We start from the raw sequence: 14,430 nt of genomic DNA, 5'->3' as shown, positions 1-14,430 counted from the left end.
CGCCGCCCCCACCCTGTGGGAGCTGGCTTGCCAGCGATGAGGCCAGCAGGCGCAACCCTGTTGTCTGGTCGAGCCAAATCGCTGGCAAGCCAGCTCCCACAGGGTTTTGTGCAAGCCTCTCCAGATCAGGCATCGGCCAGAATCAGGTCCGCGCCCTTCTCCGCCACCATCAGCACCGCCGCATGGGTATTGCCCGACGTCACATTGGGGAAGATCGACGCATCCACCACCCGCAGCCCGTCCAGGCCATGCACCTTCAAGCGCTTGTCGACTACCGAAACCTGCTCGTCCGCGCCCATCGCACAGGTGCCGCACAGGTGGTAGATCGACCCGCAGTTCTGGCGAAAATACTCGAGCATCTGCTCGTCGCTCTCCACCGCCGGCCCCGGCAGCACTTCGTCCACGGTGATGCCCTTGAGCGCGGGCGCCTGCATGATCCGGCGCATCAGGCGGCTGCCCTGGATCGCTTCCGCCCTGTCCTTCTCGGTACTCAGATAATTAGGGTCGATCAGCGCGGCATCCCGCGGATTACCCGAAGCGATCTCGACATGCCCGCGGCTGGTCGGCCGGCACGGGTTGAAGCACAGCAGGAAACCGGAGTAAGGCTCAGGCTTGAGACTGGCCTTGTTGTTCTTCGGAATCTGGTACGACAGCGGGTTGAAGTACAGCTGCAGGTTGGGGTTCTGCTCCAGCTCGTCACCGCGGAAGAAACCGCCCGCCTGGTTGACGCTCATCGCCAGCGCGCCCTTGCGCGTCAGCAGGTACTGGATGCCCAGCTTGAGCTGGCCCAGCAGCGAGCTGAGCTGGTCATTGAGGGTCGGCACATTGGCCTTGTAGTAGTAGCTGACGCAGAGGTGGTCCTGCAGGTTCTGCCCCACCGCCGGCAGTTGCTTGACCTGGGCGATACCGTGCCGGTCCAGCAGTCCGCGATCGCCGACACCGGACAGTTGCAGGATTTTCGGCGTATCCACGGCACCGGCACAGAGGATCACTTCCTTGCGCGCGGTGAAGGTGCGGTTGACGCCGTTCTGGCTGACCATCACGCCAGTCGCCCGCTGCCCTTCGAACAACACCCGGTCCACCAACGCATGATGCTCGACCTTGAGATTGGTCCGGCCCAGCGCCGGATGCAGGTGGGCGAAGCTGCTGGAGCAGCGCTGGCCATTGCGGGTGTTGACGTCGTAGATCCCGGCGCCTTCGAAGTCCGGTCCGTTGAAATCATCGCTGCGCGGGTAGCCCAACTCTTCGCAGCCCTTGAGGAAGACATCGCAGATGGCGTGGGTCTGGCCCTTCATCGGGGTGATGCTGATCGGCCCGCTGCCACCGTGGTACTCACTGTCGCCCAGCGGGTGGTTTTCCAGCTTGCGGAAGTACGGCAGCACATCCTTGAAGCCCCAGCCATCGTTGCCGTTGGCGGCCCAATCGTCGAAGTCATGGGCCTGGCCACGCACGTAGATCATCGCGTTGATCGAGCCGGAGCCGCCCTGCACCTTGCCCCGCGGGGCATACAGGGCACGGCCGCCGAGCTGCTGTTGCGGCTGGCTGTAGTACATCCAGTTGAAGGTCGGGTTGTAGTACATCTTGGCGAAGCCGACCGGGATGCGGAACCAGAACGAATCGTCCTTGCCGCCCGCTTCCAGGAGCAGGACCGAATGTTTGCCCGAGGCCGAAAGCCGGTTGGCCAGGACGCAACCGGCAGCGCCTGCGCCGGCGATGATGTAGTCGTAAGTCATGCAAGTTACCGCGTAAGTCGGGAAAAACACCGCCCGTTGCCGGGCGGGAACAAGGTCAGCCTTTGGCTGGCGAGGTGTCGCGCACATCCACCGGGTTGGCGGCCATCTGCAGATGCAGGCGCTGGCCGGTGTACGGGCTGTGCTTGCGCACCACGTCCATGTTCAGCTCCACGCCCAGGCCCGGCTCGCTGGACGGGATGATGTAGCCGTCCTCCCATTGCAGCGGCTTCTTCAGCACCTCGGCATGGAAGCCGCCCCAGGTCTCGATGCTTTCCTGGATCAGGAAGTTCGGCGTGCAGGCCGCCAGCTGGAAGCTCGCCGCCGCGCCGACCGGCCCGTTGTAGAGGTGCGGGGCAATCTGCGCGTAGTAGACCTCGGCCAGGCTGGCGATCTTCTTCGCTTCCAACAGGCCGCCGCAGCGCGCCACGTTCATCTGCAGGATCGACGCCCCGCCGGCCTGCAGCAGCTTGAAGAACTCGTACTTGGTAGTCAGGCGCTCACCGGTGGCGATCGGGATGCTGGTCTTGCCGGCAACCTGGGCCATAGCGTCTTCCTGCCCTGGCGGGATCGGTTCCTCGAACCACAGCGGATCGTATTTCTCCAGGCGCCTGGCCAAACGAATCGCCGAGGACGGCACCATCTGCCCGTGGGTGCCGAACAGCAAATCGCACTTGTTGCCCACCGCCTCGCGGATCTTGCGGCAGAAGGTTTCGCAGCGGTCCAGCACCTCCAGGGAGATCTGGTGCCCGGAATACGCGGTGTACGGGCCGGCCGGGTCGAACTTGAGGGCGGTGAAGCCCTTGTTCATGTTCTGCACCGCGCATTCGGCGGCCAGGTCCGGGTCGTCGTAGTCGTACTCGCCCTGGCTGTTCAGCGGGTACAGGTAGGTGTAGGAGCGCAGGCGCTCATGGACCTTGCCGCCAAGCAGCTCGTACACCGGCTTGTTCGCCGCCTTGCCGATGATGTCCCAGCAGGCCATTTCCAGGCCGCTGACCACGCCCATCATGGTCAGGTCGGGGCGCTGGGTGAAGCCGCTGGAATAGGCCTGGCGGAAGAAGCGCTCGATATGGTGCGGGTCCTGGTCGAGCAGATAGCGCTCGAACACGTCCTCGATGATCGGCAGCATGGCCTTGGGGCCGAAGGTGGCGGCGTAGATCTCGCCGACGCCTTCGATGCCGCAGGCAGTGCGCAACTTGACGAACAGCCAGTACATGCCGCCGATATGGGGTGGCGGTACGGCGACGATATGGGTTTCGAGAGCGACGATTTTCATCTCAGGCACCAGTGTTCTGAAGGAGTTGCTTGCGTTTGACCCGGCCACGCAATGCCACCGCGGCCAGCGTGCCGACCAGGCCCACGGCGCCGATGTAGCCGAAGTACAGCTGGTAGCCGAGGGCGCCCGGGTAGTGTTCGGTGAGGTAGCCATTGATCAGCGGGATGAAGGTGTCCGGCAGGTAACCCACCACCGAGACGATGCCGATGGCCAGGCCGGTGATGCGCAGCGGGATGGCGCAAGTGTCGAGGATCGCCCAGTACAGCCCGCGAATCGCGTAAGTCATCAGGCCGATGAAGATCACCGTGGCGATCAGCAGGCCGAGGCTGTTCAGGCCCGGGAAGATGATCAGGCCGAAGATGCCCAGGGTCGCCAGCAGCAGCGCGACGATCAGCACCGAGACATTGCTGAACTTGTCACCCAGCCAGCCGCCGCCGATGCCGCCGATGGGGCGCATCCACAGCTTGATGGTGGTGATGGTGCCGGCCATGACCGCGGTCATGCCGCTGCCTTGCAGGTAGTCGGAGAAGCTGTAGGTGGCCCAGAAGATGTGGTAGCCGCAGAACACGATGGCGGTCACCAGCCAGAGCTCGGGGATCTTCACCAAGGTCGCCAGGTCGCTGAGCAGGTTGAACTTGCCCTGCTCCACCGGCCGGGTGTCGTCCATGGATTTCGGGTCTTTCAGCAGCACCAGCACGCAGCCGATGGCGATACAGGTGAAGGAATACAGGTAGACCACATGCCTGAAGCCTTCGGCCACCGACTCGCCGCGGGTTTCCGTGGCCATGGCGAACAGCGCCAGGGCGACGGTGGCCAGCAGCGCCTCGACCAGCCCGCGACCGCCGTCGAGGATGCCGAAGAAGCGGCCCTGTTCGGACTGCCGGGCGATCATCTTCACGCGCTTGAGCACCGAGGCCCAGAAGGTCAGGCCGGTGGTCAGGCCCCAGCAACCGAAGATCACCAGCAGGCCGTCCATGCCCGGTGCGGTGGAGTACCACAGGCCGAGGGCGCCGGTGGCGACCAGCGAGAAGAAGATCAGGAAGCGCGGGGCGATCCGGTCCGCCAGCCAGCCGCTGGGCAGGTAGCTGAGCAGGAAGATGGTGCCGAGCATGGAATACAGGTAGCCCAGCTCGGAATGGTTGATCTGGAACACTTCGAGCATGGTGGTCTGGTAGACCTGGCGCAGGTACAGGATCGGGTAGATCGCCCCGGCGGCGAGGACCAGCAGCATCAACTGGAAATAGCGACTTCCCTTGTCGCTGGCGTCCTCGGCGAGGACGGCAGAATGCGGAGCGGCAGCATGCTTGGACATAAATGGATTCTCTGTTGTTCTTATTAGGGAGCGGCAAGCTGCAAGCCATAAGCGCCAAGTAAAAGCGCGACGCGGACTGCTCGAAACTTGTAGCTTGCCGCTTGCAGCTCAGTACTTCATGACCACCAGTCGGGTCTGGGTGAATTCGAGCATGCCGTGCTTGCCGTCATCGCCGCCCAGGCCCGAGCGTTTCCAGCCCGCGTGGAAGCCCTGGTAAGGGTCGGCCGGGGTGCGGTTGACGTAGAGCTCGCCGGCTTCGATGGCGGCCGCGACCTTCAGGGTGGTGCGGTAGTTCTCGCTGAACAGCACCGAGGACAGGCCGAATTGATGGTCGTTGGCCATCTCCAGGGCCTGGTCGATATCGTGGTAGCTGAGCAAGGCGAGCACCGGACCGAAGGTTTCTTCCTGGACGATCTCCATGTCCTGGCGGCAGTGGCTGAGCAGGGTCGCCGGGTAGAAATGGCCCGGGCCTTCCGGGATGAAACCGCCCGCCTCCAGCACCGCACCGGCAGCGACGGCGCGCTCGACCATGGCGTGGATGTTACGCCGGGAGGCGGCGTTGACCAGCGGGCCCATCAGGCTCGGGTCTTCGGCACGGTCGCCGAAGCGCACGGCAGCGAACTTCTCTTTCAGCAGCGCCAGCAGGCGCTCATGCACGCTCTCATGGGCATAGACCCGCTCCACCGCCGTGCACAACTGGCCGCAATGGGTAGTCTTGGAGGCGACGATGGCGTTGGCGGCCTGTTCCAGGTCGGCATCCGGCTCGACGATTACCGGGGTCTTGCCGCCCAGCTCCAGCGACGGCTTGGCGATGTTTTCCTTGCAGTAGTCGAGAACGATGCGCCCGGCGTTGACACTGCCGGTCAGGGTGATCAGGCCCACCGCCTTGTGGGTGCACAGGCTGGCGGCGGTTGCGTGGTCCATGGTCAGGATATTCAGCACGCCGGCCGGCAGGCCCGCTTGCTGTGCCGCACGGGCGATCTCGAAAGCCGACAGCGGGGTGTTGTTGCTCGGGCGCACCACCACCGTGTTGCCGGCGATCAGCGCCGGGGCGACCTTGCGCAGCAGGGTGTAGACCGGGTAGTTGAACGGGATCAGGCAGGCCACCACACCGATGGCCTCGCGGTGCAGGAACAGGCGTTCGTCCGGGGTATCGCTGGGGATGATCTCGCCTTCGATGCGGCGTGCCCACTCGGCGTGGTAGCGGGTGATCTGCGCGGCGTAGCGGGCTTCATTGCTGGCGTCGACCAGGCTTTTGCCGGACTCGGCGGCCAGGGCTTCGCCAATGGGCACGGCACGGGCTTCCAGGGCATCGGCGAAGGCGCGCAGGTAGTCGCCGCGTTCGATGCTGGTCAGCTTGCCCCAGGTTTTCTGGGCGGCGGCGGCAGCGTCTACGGCGGCGATGGCCTCGTTGACGGTGGCGGCGGCTACTTCACCGACCTTGGCTTCGGTGGCCGGATCAAACACGGTGATCCGCGCCGTGCCGGCCGGTTCGATAAAGTCGCCCTGAACAAAATTTCGCTCGATTCGCATCGCAGACTGCCCATCGTTGTCACGTTGTTATTGGCGGGCAGTGTTGTGATTTGCGCTGGGGGGGACAAACGATTAATTGGTGGGGGTAACATTCGAAAAAGGCATGTTAGTGAGAGGGAGGGTGTCCTCTCGGGCCTCATCGCTGGCAAGCCAGCTCCCACAGGTCCGGCGGCGCACACAGACCCTGTGGGAGCTGGCTTGCCAGCGATGAGGCCCTGAAGAGCACCATCACACTGCCGGAGTAGACGGCTCCAGCTGCCGCTGCCCCAACCAGATCTCCTCCTGCAACCACTGGTGGAACAGCTGCAACTGCGGCGCATCACGCTGCTCCGGCCGGGTCACCAGCCAGTACGACTGGTGCCCTTCCACATGCACATTGAGCACCTGGGTCAGGCGCCCGCTGGCCAGCTCCGCCGCGACCATATGCCAGTCGGCAATGGTGATCCCCAGCCCATCCACCGCCGCACGGATGGCCAGGTCCAGCAGGTCGAACTCGTAACCACCCTGGGTATCCACGCCACTGATCCGCGCCGCATCCAGCCAGTGCTTCCAGGTCAGGTAGCGCTGGTCTTCCCGGGCCAGCACATGCAGCAAGGTCATGCGGTTGAGGTCGATGCCCTCCTCGTCCTGCTCCCGGGCATACAGCGACGGCGCACACACGGCGATATGCCGCTCCTGGATCAGCAGCGAGCTGTCCAGCCCGTCCCACTCGCCATTGCCGAAACGGATCGCGCAGTCAAGGGTGGCGGTCTCGGCCAGGCTGTCCTGCAACTGCGTGGTGATGCTCAGCTCCAGCTCCGGATGACGCTCGCGCAGGCGCCCCAGGCGCGGCATCAGCCAGCGGCTGGTAAAGGTCGGCGGGGCATTGAGGTGCAGGCGGTTGGCGTGGGTCTTCTGCTGGATGCTGCGCACGGTCATTTCGATCTTGTCGAAGGACTGGTGCAGCGCCCGCAGCAGCACGCGCCCGGCATTGGTCAATTCAAGATGGTGATGGCGGCGCTGCAACAGGTGCTCGCCAAGCTGCTCTTCCAGTTGCCGGACCTGGCGGCTGACCGCGCTCTGGGTGACGTTGAGCAACTCGGCAGCACGGGTGAAGCTGCCGGTGCTGCCGGCCACTTCGAAGGCCTTGAGGGCGTTGAGACCTGGCATCTTGCGTTTCATGGAAGGCGCTCGGCGGGACGGGAAAGGTGTGAAGTATCCCATGCAGCGTAAGACACATCCCACAGGACATTCGGAATATTCCTCGACTAACCTGCGTTTATTGCAGGTTTACCCTGCCATTTAATCGTTTGTCCGACAAAGCCCCGCTGGCAACACTGCGCGCGTCTCACATAACAACAACGAGAGCCGCACCATGCCCTTCAGTTCTTCCCTGCGCTTGCAGTCCGTCTGTCTTGCCGCCCTGTCCAGCCTCGCCGTTCCGGCCTTCGCCGTGCAGGTCACCGACCACCTCGACCTCGGCGGCGCCGTCCGCGCGCGCTGGGACTACGACCCGGACCGGGATATCCAGAAGTTCAACTTCGACACCGCCTTCCTCACCGCCAAATACGACTCCGACAGCTGGATCGGCGCGGCCAAGTACCGTTTCTACGGGCGGGCCTACCCGTACAAGTACACCAACAATGTCGGTGATATCGCCTTCGCCGAAACCGCCTGGGTCGGCTACAGATTCAATCCCGAGCAGCAGGTCCAGATCGGTCTCAACCAGATCCCCTTCGGCCTGCTGCCCTACTTCGGCAGCACCTTCTTCGAAACCCTGGGCAACGTGATCGGCCTGGAAGACGTCGAGCAGATCGGCGCCAAGTACATCCAGCAGGCCGGCGCCTGGAACGTCCAGGCCGGCTGGTACCTGCGCCCGGCCTGGCAGGGCAAGGGCACCAGCAACGGGCGCACCTACTCGACGGTGGTGTCTTCCGCCGACAGCTATGTCGCCGACGGCAGCGACAACCGCGAGCGCAACACCGCCGTGCTGCGGGTGGCGCGGGCGGTGCAACTGGGCGACTGGAAATCCGAGGTGGGCGTGTCCGGCATGACCTCGACCCTGAAGAACAACGACACCCACGACGATGGCCGGCGCAACGCCGTAGCCGTGCACTACCTGGGCAAGAACGGCCCCTGGGGCGTGCAGTTGATGGCGGCGCGGCAACAGATGTCACCACGCAACGAAGGCACCGACGAGCTGGTCACCTTCGGCGGCTACGACGGCACCTTCAACGTCGCCAGCCGCGGCAATTTCTATGTCGCCGACCTGAGCTACGACGTCGACGGCAAGTACCTGTTCGACCAGGTCAGCGGCATCAAGCTGTACGCCAACTACAGCGCCTTCGACAAGTCGGCCGCGGGCTTCGACACCTCGGAGCGGCTGATCCTCGGTTCGTCCTTCTCGGTGAGCAAACTGTGGATCGCCACCGAGTGGCTGTTCGGCAAGAACGATCCCTATATCGGCGGCAGCAACTACACCCAGAGCCTGGGTGCGGGTGGTAGCGACCAGTGGGAAAACCAGGTCTACGTGAACATCGGGTACTACTTCTAACGTCCTTTCCCCAAAGGGGGTGGCCCCATGCGTCAGCTCCCTCCCCTCAACATGCTGCGCGTCTTCGAAGAAGTCGCGCGGCACCGCAGTTTCAGCCGCGCCGCCCTTGAGTTGAACGTGACCCAGGGTGCGGTCAGCCGGCAGATCAAGCAGTTGGAAGATCACCTGGGCGTGGCGCTGTTCGTGCGGACTCATCTGGGTTTGACCCTGACCGAGGCCGGCGCGGCGCTGTCGCCGCAACTGGCGGCGGCCTTCGACCAGATCGACCGTGCCCTGCAATCGGTACGCATCCCCAACCTGCGCCAGCGCCTGCGCATCCTCGCCCCGCCCACCTGGGGCACGCGCTGGCTGTCGCCGCAGTTGCGGGATTTCTGCCGGCGCTATCCGGAGATCAGCCTGAGCGTGAGCAACCAGGCCAGCCATGAGCACCTGGCCGAGATCGACTGTCGCATCCGCTTCGGCCTGGGGCCGGCGGAGCACTGGCATAGCGAGTTGCTGGTGATGGAGCGGCATGTGGCGGTAGCCAGTGCCGAGCTGTTCGTCGACGGCCAGGCGCCGGATCTGCGCGCCTGGCCGCTGCTGCATATCCTGCATGACGGCAAGCGCTTGAAGGTCTGGGAAAACTGGCTGGCAGCCATGGGCCGGGATGATGTGGAGACGGCCGGAGGGCTGGAATTCACTACCCTGGACCAGGTAATTCACACCGCGCTGGCCGGCGGTGGGCTGGCGGTGATCGACCGGCAGATGATCGAGCGGGAATTGCGTGAGGGCAGCCTGCTGCCGATTGCCGGGGTGGAGGTGCTGGGGCCTTATGGGTACTGGCTGGATGTGGCGGGGGACAAGCAGGGGTTGTCGAAGGTGGGGTTGTTCACTGACTGGTTGCAAGGGGTCACTGGCTGATTCTTCCGTTGTTATCACCGGCCTCATCGCTGGCAAGCCAGCTCCCACAGGGATCGCGTACCCTGTGGGAGCTGGCTTGCCAGCGATGAGGCCAGTAAAGACACCTAGGTAGCCAGGCCAGACACAGCCCCGACCTTCACCCCATCAACACTCGGCACATCACACGCCTGGCTCAGGGTCAGCGCCTTGGTCTCCGGCGCCCAGGCCCAGGAAATCAGCGCGCCAAACGCCAGGATCGCCGCCAGGATGCCCATGGTCGGGCTCAAGCCGATCCCCGCTACGCTCAGCGGCAGCAGGAAAGTACTCACCGCCGAACCCAGGCGGCTCACTGCCGTGGCCAGGCCGATTCCACTGGCCCGTACCGGCGTCGGGAAGCTCTCCGCCGGGAACACCCCGGCCAGGTTGCTCACCGCCGACAGCACCAGGGTGAACAACCCGAACACCAGCACCATCAGCCACGCCGCACCGCCCGGCAACACCGCCAGCAGGAACAGCGCCGCCGCCAGGATCACGAACGAGCCGATGAGGAACCCGCGCCGCGAGAACTTCACCGTGCACCAGATCCCCAGCAATGCCCCGACGATCAGCAGCAGGTTGAGCATCAGCTCGGTACCGAAACCTTCGGCCAGCCCCATCTTTTCCAGGATAGTCGGCAGGAAGGTGTAGATGGCGAAGTACGGCATGACGATGCACACGAAGAACAGGCAGTTGAACGCGGTGCGCTTGCGGTACTCGCGACTGAACAGCGCGGCATACCCCGAGCGATGCTCGCCGGCCGGCTCTTCATCCAGCACCACATGGGCGCCAAGGTGCTCGCGCACGATGGCCCGGGCTTCCTCGATGCGCCCGCGATTGACCAGCCAGCGCGGCGACTCCGGGGTACCGATACGCGCCAGCAGGATCAACCCGGCAGGAATCGCCGAGGACGCCAGCATGTAGCGCCAGGCGTCATCGCCCAGGCTGAGCATCGCCGTGCCAACAAAGGTCGCCGCCACATAACCGAAGGTCCAGATCACGCTGAACGAACCCAGCAGCACGCCACGGTGCTTGCGCGGGGCGAACTCGGCGAGCATGGCATGGCCGACGCTGAAGTCCCCGCCCAGGCCGATGCCGATAAGGATCCGGCAGGCCAGCAAGGCCGCCGCGCTTTCCACGTAGAACTGCATGACCGAAGCCAGGGTGATCAGCACGAAGCTGATCAGGAAGATCTTCTGCCGGCCAAGGCGGTCGGAAATCCAGCCGAAGAACAGGCTGCCGAGGAACAGGCCGATCAGCGCCGAGGCACCGATCAGCCCCTGCCAGAAGGCGTCCAGCTGCATCTGCGGGCTGAGCAAGGTGAAGGCGATACCGATCAGGCCAAGGATATAGCCGTCGGTGAAGTGGGCGCCGAAGGTCAGGCCGGCGATCTTGATATGGAAGCGACCGATCGGCAGGTCATCGATCTTGAGTGGGGTTACGGACATGTTCGTCTCCGGTTTTTGTTCTTGAAGCAGAGATGAAGCCGAAACGCCGCCGGTGTGCTGCCAGCGGCGGTGGGTGCCTTACAACCCGCCCATCAGCAGGTATTTGATCTCCAGGTATTCGTCGAGGCCGTACTTCGAGCCCTCCCGGCCCAGGCCCGATTCCTTGATCCCGCCAAAGGGCGCGACTTCCGTGGAAATCACCCCTTCGTTGATCCCGACCATGCCAACCTCCAGGCCCGACGCCATGCGCCAGACCCGGCCGATCTCGCGGCTGTAGAAGTAGGCGGAAAGGCCATAAGGCGTGTCGTTGGCCGCCTGCAGCACCTCGGCTTCGTCCTTGAAGCGGAAGCAGGCGGCCACCGGGCCGAAGGTTTCGTCGCTGGCGATGAGCATGTCGCGGCTCGCCTCGGCCAGCACCGTGGGTTCGAAGAAGGTCCCGCCCAGGGCATGGCGCTGGCCGCCGCAGACCAGTCGTGCACCCTTCTCCAGGGCATCGCCGACATGGGCCTCGACTTTGGCCAGGGCCGCCGCGTTGATCAGCGGGCCCTGGTCGGTCGCGCCTTCCAGCGCCGAACCGACACGCATGGCCCGCACCGCCTCGGCCAGCTTGCCGACGAAGGCGTCGTACACCCCGTCCTGGATAAAGAAGCGGTTGACGCACACGCAGGTCTGCCCGGTATTGCGGAATTTCGAGGCCATGGCGCCCTTCACCGCTGCGTCCAGGTCGGCATCGTCGAAGACGATGAAGGGCGCATTGCCGCCCAGTTCCAGCGAAACCTTCTTCAGAGTCTCGGCGGCCTGGCGCATCAGCAGCTTGCCGGTGCGGGTCGAGCCGGTGAACGACAGCTTGCGCACCACGCTGGAGGCTTGCAGCGCACCGCCGATGGCCACGGCATCGCCGGAGACGATATTGAATACGCCTGCCGGAATCCCGGCCTGCTCGGCCAGCACCGCCAGGGCGAAGGCCGACAGCGGGGTTTCTTCCGAAGGCTTGAGGACCATGGTGCAGCCCGCTGCCAGCGCCGGACCGACCTTGCGGGTGACCATCGCCAGGGGGAAGTTCCACGGGGTAATGGCGGCCACCACACCGATCGCTTCCTTGACCACGACGATGCGCGCATCGGCCTTGTGGCTGGGGATTACATCGCCGTAGGCGCGCTTGGCTTCCTCAGCGAACCACTCGAGGAAACTCGCGGCATAGACCACCTCGCCCATGGCCTCGGCCAGCGGCTTGCCCTGTTCGCGGCTGAGCAGCGTGGCCAGCTCGCGCTGCTGGGCGAGCATCAGTTCGCCCCAGCGCTTGAGGCGCTGGCTGCGCTCCTTGGCGGTCAGGCCGCGCCAGGCCGGCAAGGCCCGTTCGGCAGCGGCGATGGCCAGGCTGGTTTCCTCGGCGCCGGCCTTCTGCACCTGGGTGATCAGCTCGCCGCTGGCCGGGTCGGTCACCGGGTAGGTCGCACCGCCGGAGCACCACTGGCCATCGATGTAGTTGCCGTGACGCAGCAGCCCGCTCATGCCACCGCCTCGCTCAGCAGGAAACGCTCGCTGCCCGGCCGTGCCGAACGCAGAATGCGCTTGCCGGCGGTGTAGTCGTTGATCAGGTCGCACGGTGTGTAGTTGCGCTCCAGTTCATGCAGTTCCTCGCTATCCAGGCGGGTATCCAGGGCCGCCAAAGCGCTGTCGAACTGCGCCGTGGTATCGGCGCCCACCAGCATGCAGTCGACACCCTGGTGACCGAGCACCCAGGCCTGGGCCACCTGCGCGTTGGACACGCCACGGGCGCGGGCCACTCGCTGTACCGAACGGGCGATCTCGAACGACGCCTCGTCGCTGTACATCTGCTGGGTGAAGAAGTCGGTCTGGTTGCGCGTCGACTGCACATCGCCGCTGAGCAGACCGCGGGCCAGCGGGCTGAACACCGACACGCCCAGGCCCTGGTCGCGGCACAGCGGGATCATCTCGCGCTCTTCCTCGCGGTAGGCGACGTTGAGCTGCAGCTGCATGTTGATCGGCTTGACCCAGCCATTGCGCTCGCAGCACATGAGGATCTTCGCCAGTTGCCCGGCGAGCATGGTCGAGACCCCGATATAGCGGGCCTTGCCGGCCTTGACGATGTCGTTGAGCGCACCCATGGTTTCTTCCACCGGGGTGTTCACATCGAAGTAATGCAGCATGTACAGGTCGACGTAGTCCATGCCCAGGCGGGTCAGGGAGGCGTCGATGCTGTCCATGATGTGCTTGCGCGAATGGCCGCTGGCGTTGATCCCGGCGCGGGTGCCGTAGCCGACCTTGGTGGTGATCACCAGGTCTTCGCGACGGGCCAGGCGCTTGACGATGCGCCCCACCACTTCCTCGCCGACGCCGGCGGAATAGAAGTCGGCCAGGTCGATGAAATTGACCCCGTTGGCCAAGGCATGGGCGACGATCGGCTCGCTCTGCTTCTCGTCGAAGATCCACGGTTTCCAGTCCGGGGTACCCATGTTCATGGTGCCCAGGCACAGGCGCGAGACTTCCAGGCCGGAATGGCCCAAGCGAATGTATTGCATGGCGGCCACCTCAGGCTTTCGGGGTATAGAAGGGATTGCTGATCTGCCCGACCACATCGGCCAGCTGGGCGCGTTCCGGCTTGCCCGTGAGGGCGGCGCGGATGGCGGTGCGGCAGGCGTTGTAGTTGTTCAGGTAGACCGCATCGAGGTCGTCGCAGGCGGGGTTGACCCAGTTGGCGGTGACGATGGCCCACTCGTCCTCGGCCTCGGCCGGCAGGGTGCCATCGAGCAAGGCCTCGGTCACGGCCTTGGCGATGCCGGCCTGGGACGCGCCCCAGGTGGCGTTGCCGTGCAGCTCGCCATCGATGGCGGCCTTGTTCACATACAGGGTCATGGGCTTGACCGGGATGTTCGGCTGGGCGATCACCATGAACGGGCAATGACCCTGGCTCGGCGAGGCCAGGCTGTTGGCAAAGGCCTGGCCGGCGGGGCCGTTGCGCGGGCCGATAAGGATATTGATATGCGCGGCGTTGACGCCCGGGCCTTCGAAACCTTCGCCGATGTACAGGTCAAGTTCTTTCATCTGCAAACACTCTTTGTTGTTGGTGGGTGTGTTTGCAGGTTTTGTATCACCGGGGCTGGCGGGGGCTGGAACCACATAAAGTCATGGGGGTATGAGGGAAAGTCATGGCCGGGCCACAGGGCTCCGGCAGGATCGGTGTACCTGTTATCATCGCCGCCCCATCAAGGAGGAACCCATGGTCGATATCGCCATCGAAGTATCGGAAAAATCCGCAGCCGACGAGCTGGAAGCACTGGGCCAGGAGGTAGGCAGCTTCGCCTCCGAGCGCCGCGGCCTGGACGGGCAGATGCTGCTGACCGTGATCATGACCCTGGCGCCCATGGTGATCACCGGTATCGTCGCGGTGGTTCGCGCGCGGATCGCCGCGCAGAAGCACGTCAGGGTGATCGTCGACGGCATGGAGATCCGTGGTGTGAGCGAACGCGCGCTGCTCGAGATCCTCAAGGCGAAAAGTCCCCAGGTGAACGCAGATGACAACTGACACGTCGTCTATCGACCGCTTCATCCGGGTGACCCGGTCCAACCAGGCAGGCCGGGTCCAGCCGCAGCTGTACCGCAAGGGTGTCGCGCGGCTGTCTCACCTGGCGACGCTGTTCGAGGTGCCCACCCATTTCAGG

Annotated in this window: 12 protein-coding genes; 3 read left to right on the top strand and 9 right to left on the bottom strand. The window is 64.6% G+C overall.

All coding sequences use genetic code 11. From position 1 onward, the window contains the following. Positions 1-125: 125 nt before the first annotated feature. The 5 genes from AC2CQI_RS01955 to AC2CQI_RS01935 form a co-directional block, all read right to left on the bottom strand. A complete protein-coding gene (locus AC2CQI_RS01955; RefSeq protein WP_484578962.1) occupies positions 126-1,733 on the bottom strand; it encodes a GMC family oxidoreductase in 1,608 nt (535 codons plus the stop codon). Between the two features lie 55 nt (positions 1,734-1,788). Then, entirely contained in the window at positions 1,789-3,006 is a 1,218-nt protein-coding gene (locus AC2CQI_RS01950; RefSeq protein WP_484578961.1) for a mandelate racemase/muconate lactonizing enzyme family protein, read from the bottom strand. Between the two features lies 1 nt (position 3,007). Then, the gene (locus AC2CQI_RS01945; RefSeq protein WP_075805404.1) at positions 3,008-4,318 is read right to left on the bottom strand and encodes an MFS transporter; all 1,311 of its coding nucleotides are present in this window, start codon (positions 4,316-4,318) and stop codon (positions 3,008-3,010) included. Positions 4,319-4,426: 108 nt separating this feature from the next. Beyond that, the gene (locus AC2CQI_RS01940) at positions 4,427-5,851 is read right to left on the bottom strand and encodes an aldehyde dehydrogenase family protein (protein WP_484578960.1); all 1,425 of its coding nucleotides are present in this window, start codon (positions 5,849-5,851) and stop codon (positions 4,427-4,429) included. Positions 5,852-6,079: 228 nt separating this feature from the next. Continuing rightward, complete coding sequence (locus AC2CQI_RS01935; protein ID WP_484578959.1) at positions 6,080-7,012, bottom strand: LysR substrate-binding domain-containing protein; 933 nt, start codon at positions 7,010-7,012, stop codon at positions 6,080-6,082. 193 nt (positions 7,013-7,205) lie between these two features. Here AC2CQI_RS01935 and AC2CQI_RS01930 point away from each other — a divergent pair, with 193 nt between their 5' ends. After that, positions 7,206-8,384: a hypothetical protein gene (locus AC2CQI_RS01930; RefSeq protein WP_484578958.1), complete on the top strand. Its 1,179-nt coding sequence runs from the start codon at positions 7,206-7,208 to the stop codon at positions 8,382-8,384. A 27-nt stretch (positions 8,385-8,411) separates the two neighbouring features. After that, complete coding sequence (locus tag AC2CQI_RS01925; protein WP_075805400.1) at positions 8,412-9,284, top strand: LysR substrate-binding domain-containing protein; 873 nt, start codon at positions 8,412-8,414, stop codon at positions 9,282-9,284. 104 nt (positions 9,285-9,388) lie between these two features. Here AC2CQI_RS01925 and AC2CQI_RS01920 read toward each other — a convergent pair whose 3' ends face one another. The 4 genes from AC2CQI_RS01920 to fae all read right to left on the bottom strand — a co-directional run bounded on the left by AC2CQI_RS01920 (position 9,389) and on the right by fae (position 13,813). Continuing rightward, a complete protein-coding gene (locus AC2CQI_RS01920) occupies positions 9,389-10,747 on the bottom strand; it encodes an MFS transporter (RefSeq protein ID WP_484578957.1) in 1,359 nt (452 codons plus the stop codon). 78 nt (positions 10,748-10,825) lie between these two features. Next, positions 10,826-12,259, bottom strand: coding sequence for an NAD-dependent succinate-semialdehyde dehydrogenase (locus AC2CQI_RS01915; RefSeq protein ID WP_484578956.1), 1,434 nt, complete (start codon positions 12,257-12,259; stop codon positions 10,826-10,828). Further along, complete coding sequence (locus AC2CQI_RS01910; protein ID WP_075805397.1) at positions 12,256-13,290, bottom strand: aldo/keto reductase; 1,035 nt, start codon at positions 13,288-13,290, stop codon at positions 12,256-12,258. Before AC2CQI_RS01910 ends, AC2CQI_RS01915 begins: the two co-directional genes overlap by 4 nt. Before the next feature lie 10 nt (positions 13,291-13,300). Then, the gene (fae, locus tag AC2CQI_RS01905; protein ID WP_075805396.1) at positions 13,301-13,813 is read right to left on the bottom strand and encodes a formaldehyde-activating enzyme; all 513 of its coding nucleotides are present in this window, start codon (positions 13,811-13,813) and stop codon (positions 13,301-13,303) included. A gap of 175 nt (positions 13,814-13,988) precedes the next feature. Between fae and AC2CQI_RS01900 the strand changes: the two genes are divergently transcribed. Next, the gene (locus tag AC2CQI_RS01900) at positions 13,989-14,294 is read left to right on the top strand and encodes a hypothetical protein (protein WP_484578955.1); all 306 of its coding nucleotides are present in this window, start codon (positions 13,989-13,991) and stop codon (positions 14,292-14,294) included. The last annotated feature ends 136 nt before the right edge of the window (positions 14,295-14,430 follow it).

Source organism: Pseudomonas sp. P2S-1, from assembly GCF_057197725.1.
This window is presented reverse-complemented; position numbering and strand designations above follow the sequence as displayed.